Origin of the sequence: Streptomyces sp. NPDC005962, assembly GCF_040629205.1 — a bacterium.
Lineage (GTDB): Bacteria > Actinomycetota > Actinomycetes > Streptomycetales > Streptomycetaceae > Streptomyces.
Genome location: NZ_JBEXVE010000035.1, coordinates 88,710 through 99,139, shown reverse-complemented (window position 1 = coordinate 99,139; position 10,430 = coordinate 88,710). Strand labels below are relative to the sequence as shown.

Below are 10,430 nucleotides of genomic sequence, written 5' to 3'. Positions count from 1 at the left end.
GGCGGCTCGCCCTGGTGGTGATCGCGAGGGTGGCGGCCACGAAGACGCCGAAGAGCAGGAGCGCGAGGCTCTGCTGACCCGGCACGGGGGTTTCGTCGCCGGGCGCGGTCCGGTGGTCGGGTTGTGCCCACCCCTTCCGCCCCGCGGAACGATTGCCCACGACCGGGCCGACAGCGCCCGGCGAGCAGCCCCGCCTCCCGGGCGGGGGTCCGGGGGTTTCTCCCGGTTTCGGGAAGGGGCGGGGTGGGGGCTTACCCGCCCCGCCCCACCGGTCTCAGTAGGAGAGGCCGTGGCCGATGGGGTACAGGGTCCGGGACGGGGCGTCCGCGCGGCGCACCGGCACCGGGAGCCGCCCGCGCGGCTTGCGCTTTCCGGCGATGACCCGGGCGGCGGCGCGCACTTCGACGTCCGTCCAGCCGTAGGTGGCCAGCGACGCGCCGGGGTCGTCGCCCAACTGGGCGATGTCGTACGGGTCCTTGATCGCGACCTGGACCACCGGCATCCCCGTCGCGGACAGCTCCGAGACCAGACGCCGCTGGCCGGACCCGGCGTCGACGTCACGCGTCAGGACGATCACCGCGTCCCGCCCGCGCGCCGCCGCGACCGCCTCGTCGATCCGTCCCGGGGACGGGTCGGGCGCGCTGCCGGTGCCGGTGGACAGGGCCTTCGCCGTGAAGCCGAGCCCGTCGAGGGCGCGGGCGAGGACGGCCGTCGGCGGGCCGCCGGTGCCGGTCGGGGCGGCGGGGTCCACGCCGACCACGAGCAGTCTGCGGTGACGCCGCCGGGACAGCGGCAGCAGCCCGCCCCGGTTGGTGATCAGCGTGGTGGTGCGGTCCGCGATCCGGGCGGCGGTGGCGGCGTGCGCGCGGGTGCCCACCGTACGGTCCACCGCGCGCCCGCTGGTGTACGGCTCGTCCAACAGCCCCCGGCGCGCCTTGAGTTCCAGGACGCGCAGCACCGACGCGTCGAGCCGGGCCTCGCTGATCTCGCCCTTCCGTACCGCCGTACGCACGCTGTTCCAGGCGGCGGGCATATCGGGCGGGGTCAGCAACTGGTCCACACCCGCCTTCAGCGCGAGCACCGGCACCCGGGCGTCGCCGTACTTCTCGCGCACGCCCTGCATACCGAGGGAGTCGGTGATCACGACACCGTCGTAGCCGAGTTCGTCGCGCAGGACGCCGGTGATGATGGGCCGGGAGAGCGTGGCCGGGTCGTCGGCCGGGTCGAGCGCGGGGAACAGCAGGTGCGCGGTCATCACCGAGTCGATCCCGGCGGCGATCGCGGCCCGGAACGGCGGTGCGTCCAGCCGCTCCCACTCCTTGCGGGAGTGGGTGATGGTCGGCAGCCCGACATGGCTGTCCACGGAGGTGTCGCCGTGCCCCGGGAAGTGCTTGGCGGTGGCCGCGACCCCGGCCCGCTGATACCCCTCGACCTGGGCCGCGACCAGCCGGGCGACCGCCTTGGGGTCGGCGCCGAAGGAACGTATGCCGATCACCGGGTTGGCCGGGTCGACGTTGACGTCCGCGTCCGGCGCGTAGTCCTGCCGGACACCGAGCGCGGCCAGCTCCGCCCCGGCGGTCCGGGCCGCCGCCCGGACGTCCCGCACGCTGCCGCCCGCCCCGAGCGCCATCGCCCCCGGGAGCAGCGTGGCAGGCGCCCCGATCCGGGCCACCATGCCGTGCTCCTGGTCGGTGGAGACGAGCAGCGGCACGCCCGCCGCGCCGTCGAGAGCGGCCTTCTGGAGGCCGTTGGAGAGTGCGGCGATCTGGCGGGGGCCGCGGATGTTGTGCGCCCACTCGGTGTACATGATCCCGCCGAGGTGGTACTTGGCCACCAGCTCGGCGGCGCTGCCGACGCCGTACTTCTTGCGGTTGGCCGCGGCGTCGGCGGGGTCCGGCGCGGTGGCCGAATGGCCGTACACCGACAGGACGAAGAGCTGGCCGATCTTCTGATCCAGCGTCATACGGCCGAGAAGGGCCGAGGCCCGGTCCCGGTCGCTGCTGCGGGTCGGGGCGGGACGGCGCGGAGCCGTCGACGTGGACGCCGGTCTGGCGGAGGCGGACGCCGACGCGGACGTCGACGTGGACGCGGACGTCTCGGGAGAGCTGAGCGTCCGCGGACTGCAGGCGGTGGCGACTGCGGCAGTCGCCGCGGCGAGCAGGGTGCGGCGCGAGGTCGGCTGGTGCACCCGCACTCCTTCCATGAGCTTCGGAGGGGGGCGGCTGGCGTTCATACGACACGCTGGTGTGCCCGGTGGGGCGCGGTCAATGGGAACCGGTGATTCGGTCCAACTTCGTTGATGACCGGACGGCTTCGGTCGTCACGCGGTGACGAAACGCGGCCGCGCGGGCAGCCGGTCCTTCGGCACGGTGAAGACGGCGACGATATGGAACGGCGCGAAGCACTCCGGCGGCGGCGTGGGATGCGCGGCCGCGACGAGGGTGAGCCGATCCCCGCGCCCGGGACGGTGCAGGGCGGCTGACGGCCACTTGGCGCACCCGGTGGTCGCGGACCAGCCGACGAGCGCGGTACGCGTGAAGTCGTTCTTCCCGGCCCGCGCGAGCATCGCGTCGGCCCGCCCGCCGAAGCGCCGGGCGAAGGCGGTGAGCTGACCCTTCGTGCGCAGCACGGCATGGGCTTCCGGTACGGCCCCGGCCGTGCTTGCGACATAGGCGAGCCCGGTGTCGATGCGGCCCGTGCCGCCGACGCTCTGGGAGGGGTGCGCGTCGGCGGCGGGCGCTGATGGCCGCAGGCGGCGAGGAGGGTGGTCAGCGACGCAGCCAGCAGCGAGGCCGATACCGCTCTACGGAGACTCCCCATCAGCACACCGCTTGGACGCCCCACCGCTCACCCCGGTTCCGCACCTGGGGCGGGCGTCACGAACCGGCACGCATGACGAGGCATGCGCCCATGGTGACACCGTTGCCGAACGAGAGCCCCTGGCCGACCCGAGCCCTCCGGCGTCCAGGGGCGCTCGGGCGCCGGAAGCACAGCCCGCGCACGGGCCCAGAGGCGTCACGCGGGGGCGGGGCGGTGGGGCCATTGCTGGGTCAGGGTCGCTACCGTTTCCGTGATCGCGGGGCGGCGGGCGGCGCCCTCGCGCCAGAGGGCGTAGAGGCGGCGTACCGGGACCGGCTCCAGGGGGAGCGCGCGTACCCCCTCCGGCAGGGGCCCCCGGCCCAGGCGGGGCATCAGGGCGATGCCCAGGCCCGCCGCCACCAGGGCGATCTGGGTGTGGTTCTCCGCCGCCTGGTAGGCCAGATCCGGTTCGCTGCCGGACGCGCGGAGCGTCCGTACGAGCCAGTCGTGGCACACCGTCCCCGGCGGCTGGCAGATCCACCGCCGGCCCGGCAGATCCTCGCGCCGCAACGTCCCCCGCCCCGCCAGCGGATGGTCCACCGGAACGAGGACATCGCACACGTCGTCCCCGATCGCCGCCCGCCGCAGCCCGTCCGGGGCGGGCAGGGGCGCGATGTCCCAGTCGTGGGCCACGGCCAGATCGATGACGCCCTGCGCCGCCAGGTCCACCGACAGATGCGGGTCGACCTCGACGAGCCGGGCGTCCAGCGAGGGGTGCTCCGCGGTGAGCCGGGCCAGTACGGCGGGCATCAACCCCCGCGCGGCGGACGGGAACGCGCCGATCACCAGCCGTCCCGTAGGGAGCCCCCGCCGCTCCTCCAGGCTGGTCTCGGCCCGTTCGACGATCGCGAGGAGCTGCTGCGCGGTGGCGGCCAGGTGCTGGGCCGCGTCGGTGAGGACGACGCCGCGGCCCTGCCGTTCCAGCAGCGTGGTCCGCGTCTCCCGCTCCAACTTGGCGATCTGCTGCGAGACGGCCGACGGGGTGTAGCCGAGCGCGGTGGCGGCCGCGCTGACCGAACCGTGGATGGCCACCGCGTGCAGCGCCCGCAGCCGGGACAGATCCAGCATCGTCGCGCCCCCCTCACACGTTTTACGGATGCTGCATCCAACCATGAAGTCATCCGCGCTGGTGCTAAATGGTCCTGACGTCCGATCCTCGACGTATGCGACCTGCACACATCGGCCTCGCCGTGCTTGTCACGGCACTGTGGGGCGTCAACTTCGTGGTCATCGACGTGGGCCTCGACCACTTCCCGCCCCTCCTCTTCTGCGCGCTCCGCTTCCTGGTGGCGGCGGTACCCGCGATCTTCTTCGTCGGTCTGCCTCGGGTCTCCTGGCGGTGGATCGTGGCGGTGGGGCTGGCGCTGGGCGTGGCGAAGTTCGGGCTGCTGTTCATCGGGATGCACGAGGGGATGCCCGCCGGGCTGTCCTCGCTGGTGCTGCAGATCCAGGCGGTGTTCACCGCGCTGTTCGCGGCCGTCGTCCTCGCCGAACGCCCCGGCCGCCGACGGCTGCTCGGCATGGCGGTGGCGCTCACCGGTATCGCCGTGGCCGCCGTCGACGAGGGCACCTCGGGCCCGCTGCTCGGCTTCGTCCTCGTCATCGCGGCGGCGGCCTTCTGGGGTGTCGCGAACGTCCTCACCCGCATGGCCGCCCCGCCCGACCCGCTGAGCTTCATGGTGTGGGTGAGCGTGGTGCCCGTCCTGCCGCTGCTCGGGCTGTCGCTGATGTTCGAGGGCGCGAACCCCGGCATGCACGCGCTGGCCACGCTCGACTGGTCCGGGGCGGGCGCCATCGTCTACGTCGCCTGGGGCGCCACCATGGTGGGCTTCGGCCTCTGGAGCTTCCTGCTGCGCACGTACGACGCCTCCGCGGTGGCCCCGTTCTCCCTGCTGGTGCCGGTCTTCGGGATGTCCTCGGCGGCGCTGCTGCTGGGCGAGGGGATCAGCCCGCTGCGCTGGCTGGCGGCGGTGCTGCTGGTGGGCGGCGTGGCGCTGACGTCGCTCCGGTCCGTACGCCTGCCGCTTCCGCTGCCGGTCCGGCGGGCGATCCGGCGGGAGCGGTCCGGCGACGTGGCTACGGGGGCCGTGCCGCCGGACCGCGCCCCGGCGTCCGACGCCGGGCTCTCCGACGTCCAGGTGCGCTGACCGACGGGCCCCGGGCGACCCCGACTCCCGCCCCGGGGGAATCCCTGGTTGCCCCCTGATCCCGGCCCGGGACGGTTGTGGCCCCCTCGGCTCGCTGCGAGGGTGCGTCGAGGGGTGGCCACTCCTTGTGATCCGCGTTCGACGGACCATCAGGAGGAACCTGTGCAACCGTTCATCAAGGCGCTCACCGGAGCGCTCGCCGCCGCGGCACTGCTGCTGGGCGCGGGCGTGGCGGACGCCGATACGTCAGACCTCGACGCGTCGGGGGATGCGGGGAGTTCGTCCTCGATCGACTGGAAACCGTGCCCCGAGCACACCACCGCCGAGTGCGGAACCTTACGCCTGCCCATCGACTGGGCACGCCCAGGGGGCGAGAAGTTCGACCTGGCGGTGGCCCGTCGGAAGGCGACCGACCCGGATCGCCGGGTCGGCGTGCTGCTGGTCAACCCGGGAGGACCGGGCGACTCGGGGGTGAACTTCGCCCTTGAGCGCGCCACGACCTACTTCAGCGCGGACGTGCGGGCGAAGTTCGACATCGTCGGCTTCGATCCGCGGGGCGTCGGGGCCAGCAGCCCGGTGACGTGCTCGCGGGAACTGATCGACCGACAGCCGTCGGCGTACCCGCGCGATCAGGCGGAGTTCGACCGGCTCGCCGCCTACAACCGGGAGCTGCGCCAGGACTGTCGCGAGCACAGTGGCCCGATGTTCGACCACGCCGACACGCTCGGCGTCGTCCGGGACATGGATGCCCTCCGCGGGGCGCTCGGCGAGCAGAAGATCAACTACTTCGGGCACTCCTACGGCACGCTCATCGGCGAGCAGTACGCGGAGCTGTACGGCGACCGCATCCGCGCCATGGCCCTCACCGCGAACATAGACCACAGCCTCGGGACCCGCGAGTTCCTCGTCTCCTCGGCGGCCACCGCCGAGGACTCCTTCCACGAGTTCGTGAAGTGGTGCGACCGCTCGCGCTCGTGCGCGCTGCACGGGCGGGACGTCACCGCCGTATGGGACGGCCTGCTCACCAGGGCCGACCGGGGTGAGATACGGGACCCGGACCATCCGGACCAGGCCCTCACGGCGAACGCGATCGCATTTACCGCCGTCAAGGAGTACTTCTACGGCCCGGACTGGGCTCAACTGGCGACCTACGTGGCCACACTCGACGCGCAGACAGCCACGGCCACAGCCACAGTCGCGGCGAAAGCGGAGACGAAAGCGGAGACGACAGCGCAGCCCTTCCAGGCGGTGTTCTGCCAGGACTGGCGCGTCCGGGCCAAGGACTATCCGGAATACGCACGCCTGACCGCGGCCGAACGACGAGCCGCGCCGCACATGCGCGGCTCACCCCGCGTCCACGCCGCGCTCGCCGGATGCGTCGGCTGGCCGGACGAGGTGAACAACCCGCAGCACCGCCTGCGCGTCACCAAGGCCCCCAAGATCCTGCTGATGCACTCCCGGCACGACCCGGCGAACAACTACTCGTGGGTGACCAACGTACGACGGCAGACCCGTGGGACGACGGTCCTGCTGACGTACGAGGGCGCGGGACACCGCGTCTACCCGCGCAGTGACTGCACCCGCGACGCGGCGGACGGCTACCTCACGGCGCTGAAGGTGCCGCGCGACGGAAGCCGCTGCGCCGCGGTCGACCCTGACGTCGGGCCCTGACGGCGGGGCTCAGGCCGCGTCGGCGAGCAGTCGCAGCAGGTGCTCCCGGCCCGGGCCCAGCAGCGGCGGAAGTTCCCGGGCCTGCGGGTACCACCGCTTCTCGTACTCCCAGCACAGCCAGCCGTCCCACCCCTCACGGCTGAGCAGCTCCACGCACTCGGTCAGCGGCAGCACGCCCGCGCCCAGCGGCAGCGGGGTGGTGTCGTCGGCGGAGGCGATGTCCTTGACCTGGACGTAGCCCAGGTGCGGGGAGAGCGCCGCGTAGCTGGTGGCGGGGTCCTCGCCGCCGAGCCAGGGGTGCATCACGTCCCAGATCGCGCCGACGCTGCCGTGCCCGACGGGCCCCAGGACGCGGGCCGCGGCGGCGCCGGTGCGGTGCGAGTCGTGGGTCTCCAGCAGCAGCCGTACGCCCAGCTCGGCGGCGTACCGCGCGCCGTCGCCCAGCCGGGCGGCGGCCGCCGCGTCGGCCTCGGCGGCGCTCCGGTCGCCGCCGCCGGGGAAGACGCGGACGTTGCGCGCGCCCAGGTCGTGGGCGAGCGTCAGAAGCTCCCGCAGCCCGGTCAGGACCGGCTCGTCCGGGCCCTCCGCCGCGACCCGTACGTACCCGGCGACGGTCAGGATCTCCACCCCGGCGTCCCGGAACTCCGCGGCCACCCCGGCCCGTTCGTCCGCCCCGATCCCGGGGTGCACCGGCTCCTCGGGGTGCGCGCGCAGCTCGACGCCGTGGTACCCGTTCCCGGCGGCGAGCCGGGCGACGTCGGGCATGGGCAGGCCGGGGACGCCGAGGGTCGAGAAGGCGAGCTTCATGGCGGGCTCCGTGGGGGTGAGGGGCTTTCCGGATGTGGTTTCCGGAGGGCGGGTACCTTCCTTCCGGATCTTCATTCCGGACGCTAGGCAGCGGCGGGGGCGCGGTCAATCCCGCCGTGCCGAAGGGCGGCGTTCTCCGTCACGCCTCTGTGTCGCGCCCCCGCCTCACGCCTCTGCGTCATGTCCGGGACTTCATCAGCGGCTGGATGCGCGTACCGAAGTTCTCGATGCCTTCGAGGAAGTCGTCGAACACCAGCATGATTCCCTTGGTGCCGGAAACCCCGGCGACCTCGTCGAGCATCGCCGCGACCGTCTCGTACGAACCGACGAGCGTGCCCATGTTGAAGTTCACCGCGCCCTCGGGCAGCGAGATGGTCCGGGCGGTCGAGGAGCCGTCGGAGGTGGTGTCCGTGGCCGTTTCCCCCGCCATGTAGGCCAGCGCCGCGTGGTCGGCGTTGTCGTGGTAATCCTTCCACTTCGCCTGGGCGGCCTCGTCGGTCTCGTCCGCGATGACCATGAACAGCGAGAGCGCCCCGACGTCGCGTCCGGTCCGCGCCGCCGCGTCCACGAGCGTGGTCGTGGTGCCGGAAAGCGCGAGCGGGGTGTTGACGCCGCTCCCCAGGATGAAGTTGTACTCGGCGTGCTCGGCGGCGAACTTCATGCCGGTGCTGCTCTGCCCGGCGGCGACGATGTCGATGTGCCCGTCCGCCGGGCGCGGCGACAGCACGCAGTCGTCCATGGCGTAGAACTCGCCCTTGAAGTTGCTGACGCCCTCGTTCCACAGCTCCTTCATGACGGTCACGTACTCCGCGGCCCGGTCGTAGCGGTTGCCGAAGTGCTCGTCCCCCGGCCACAGGTCCATCTGGGAGTACTCGCCGGGCGCCCACCCGGTGACGATGTTGACGCCGAACCGGCCGGGGGCGATCGAGTCGACCGTGGCGGCCATGCGCGCGGTGATCGCCGGGGGCAGCGCGAGGATCGGCGTGGACGCGTACAGCTTGATCCGTTCCGTCACGGCGGCCAGGCCTGCCATCAGGGTGAACGACTCCAGGCAGTGGTCCCAGAACTCGGTATCGCCGCCGAACCCCTTCAGCTTGATCATCGACAGTGCGAAGTCGAGTCCGTGCTCCTCGGCCTTCCGCACGATGGCCTTGTTCAGTTCGAAGGTCGGCATGTACTGCGGAGAACTCTTCGAGATGAGCCAGCCGTTGTTGCCGATGGGGATGAAGACGCCGATATCCATGCCGCTCCTGGGTCGTGCTCGCCATGTAAAGGGCGACGAGGAACGTGGCGCCCCGTCGCCGCCACCCATCGTATGACCGCAGGTCACCGGGGGCCGACGAGGCGTCGGAGGGCGGGGAGAAGGCCTCCGTCGACCGAGACGGAGATGCCGGTGAGGAGGCCGAGGACGACCGCTTCCGCTCGCTGGACGACTCCCGGTGGGACCGCTGCGGTCGGCGGCCTGTCGGTTGACGGACGGCCGACCACCCCTCACCGCCACCGGCTACGGGCGCCGCCTCGCCCCGCCACCGGCTACGGGGCGTCTCACCCCGCCGCCAGCCGCCACAGTGACGTCACCTCCGCCGCCCGGGCCGCGTGCAGCGGGTCGGACGGGTCGGCGGCGCGGGGGTGGACGGGCCGGGTGTCCAGCCGGTCGACGACCCGCAGCCCCGCCGCCTCGAAGGCACCCAGCAACTCCTCGCGGGTCCGCAGCCCCAGGTGTTCGGCGAGGTCGGAGAGGATGAGCCAGCCCTCGCCGCCGGGGGTCAGGGCGTCCGCGAGCCCGTTCAGGAAGCCGTGCAGCATGCGGCTGCCCGGGTCGTACACCGCGTACTCCACCGGCGAGCTGGGGCGCGCCGGGACCCAGGGCGGGTTGCAGACCACCAGCGGGGCGCGGCCCGGCGGGAACAGGTCCGCTTGGACGACCTCCACCCGCTCGGCGACCCCCAGCCGCGCCACGTTCTCCCGCGCACACGCCAGCGCCCGCGCGTCCTGGTCCGTGGCCACCACGCGCTCGACGCCCCGCCGCGCGAGCACGGCGGCCAGGACCCCCGTCCCGGTGCCGATGTCGAACGCGACCCCCGGCGAGGCGGGCAGCGGGGCCTCGGCCACCAGGTCGACGTACTCGCCGCGCACCGGCGAGAACACCCCGTAGTACGGGTGAATCCGGTCGCCGCCGAGCGCCGGGATCTCGACGCCCTTCTCGCGCCACTCGTGCGCGCCGATCAGGCCGAGTAGCTCTCGCAACGAGACCACCGACGGGCCGTACGGCGTGCCCTGTGCCTGGCCCTGCGCCGGACCCTGCGCCGGGTCGTACGCCGGGCCGTACGCCTGCGCGCACGCCTCCCGTACGTCCGGCGCCCGGCGCAGCGGTACGGCGAGATCGGCGTCCAGCGGCACGAGCAGCATCCCCAGCAGCCGGGCCCGCCGCCCCTGCTCCTGCCGGTGCCGGTGGAACGCCTCCGCCGCGGTCTCCGCCGGTCCCCGCCGCCCCCGGGGCCGACGCGGCCCGCGGTCCACCCGCCGCGCCAGTGCGGCGAGCAGCTGCCGGGCGCCCTGGTAGTCGCCGCGCCACAGCAGCGCGGTGCCCTCGCAGACGAGGCGGTACGCGGCGTCGGCCGTCATCCGGTCGTCCGCGATCACGACCCGCCGCGGCGGCGGCGCACCGCTCTCGGACCGCCATGCGGCGGCCTGCGGCTGGCCGTCCTCGGTCCACTCGATGAGGTGCTGCGTACTCAGGGGGTACACCCTTTGCTCTTGTGCGGTTCGCACCAGTGGTGCGTATGGGAGCCGATCCTTCCGGTACGGCCGCCCTGGCGCGAGCGGTTTTTCAGAACGCAGTGCCCAGACCGCCCCGGCTTTGCGCGGATTGACAGTCCGGTGCCCCTCGCGGACGGGCGTTTTCTCCCTGGTTCACGAAGACGCGCCGGGTGGCCGGGCGGAAAG

Annotated in this window: 8 protein-coding genes; 2 read left to right on the top strand and 6 right to left on the bottom strand. The window is 73.2% G+C overall.

The genetic code is table 11. The features are described 5' to 3' along the window. Positions 1 to 274 precede the first annotated feature (274 nt). The 3 genes from ABZ370_RS37775 to ABZ370_RS37765 all read right to left on the bottom strand — a co-directional run bounded on the left by ABZ370_RS37775 (position 275) and on the right by ABZ370_RS37765 (position 3,927). Positions 275 to 2,188 (bottom strand): glycoside hydrolase family 3 N-terminal domain-containing protein, encoded by a 1,914-nt coding sequence (locus tag ABZ370_RS37775; RefSeq protein WP_358630924.1) that lies wholly within the window; start codon positions 2,186 to 2,188, stop codon positions 275 to 277. A gap of 132 nt (positions 2,189 to 2,320) precedes the next feature. Then, a complete protein-coding gene (locus ABZ370_RS37770; protein ID WP_358630921.1) occupies positions 2,321 to 2,629 on the bottom strand; it encodes a hypothetical protein in 309 nt (102 codons plus the stop codon). A 386-nt stretch (positions 2,630 to 3,015) separates the two neighbouring features. Then, positions 3,016 to 3,927, bottom strand: a complete 912-nt coding sequence (locus ABZ370_RS37765; protein ID WP_358630918.1) for a LysR family transcriptional regulator — start codon at positions 3,925 to 3,927, stop codon at positions 3,016 to 3,018. A 95-nt stretch (positions 3,928 to 4,022) separates the two neighbouring features. Between ABZ370_RS37765 and ABZ370_RS37760 the strand changes: the two genes are divergently transcribed. Then, positions 4,023 to 5,006: an EamA family transporter gene (locus tag ABZ370_RS37760; RefSeq protein ID WP_358630915.1), complete on the top strand. Its 984-nt coding sequence runs from the start codon at positions 4,023 to 4,025 to the stop codon at positions 5,004 to 5,006. A gap of 162 nt (positions 5,007 to 5,168) precedes the next feature. After that, positions 5,169 to 6,677 carry an alpha/beta fold hydrolase gene (locus ABZ370_RS37755; RefSeq protein WP_358630912.1) on the top strand — a complete coding sequence of 503 codons (1,509 nt, stop codon included), beginning with the start codon at positions 5,169 to 5,171 and terminating at the stop codon, positions 6,675 to 6,677. 9 nt (positions 6,678 to 6,686) lie between these two features. Here ABZ370_RS37755 and ABZ370_RS37750 read toward each other — a convergent pair whose 3' ends face one another. From ABZ370_RS37750 to ABZ370_RS37740, 3 genes are all read right to left on the bottom strand, one after another. Further along, on the bottom strand, positions 6,687 to 7,484 hold the full coding sequence (locus tag ABZ370_RS37750; RefSeq protein WP_358630909.1) for a sugar phosphate isomerase/epimerase family protein: 798 nt from the start codon (positions 7,482 to 7,484) through the stop codon (positions 6,687 to 6,689). Between the two features lie 178 nt (positions 7,485 to 7,662). Next, on the bottom strand, positions 7,663 to 8,727 hold the full coding sequence (gene rutA / locus ABZ370_RS37745; protein WP_358630906.1) for a pyrimidine utilization protein A: 1,065 nt from the start codon (positions 8,725 to 8,727) through the stop codon (positions 7,663 to 7,665). Positions 8,728 to 9,029: 302 nt separating this feature from the next. Then, complete coding sequence (locus tag ABZ370_RS37740) at positions 9,030 to 10,223, bottom strand: class I SAM-dependent methyltransferase (RefSeq protein WP_358630933.1); 1,194 nt, start codon at positions 10,221 to 10,223, stop codon at positions 9,030 to 9,032. Between the last annotated feature and the right edge of the window lie 207 nt (positions 10,224 to 10,430).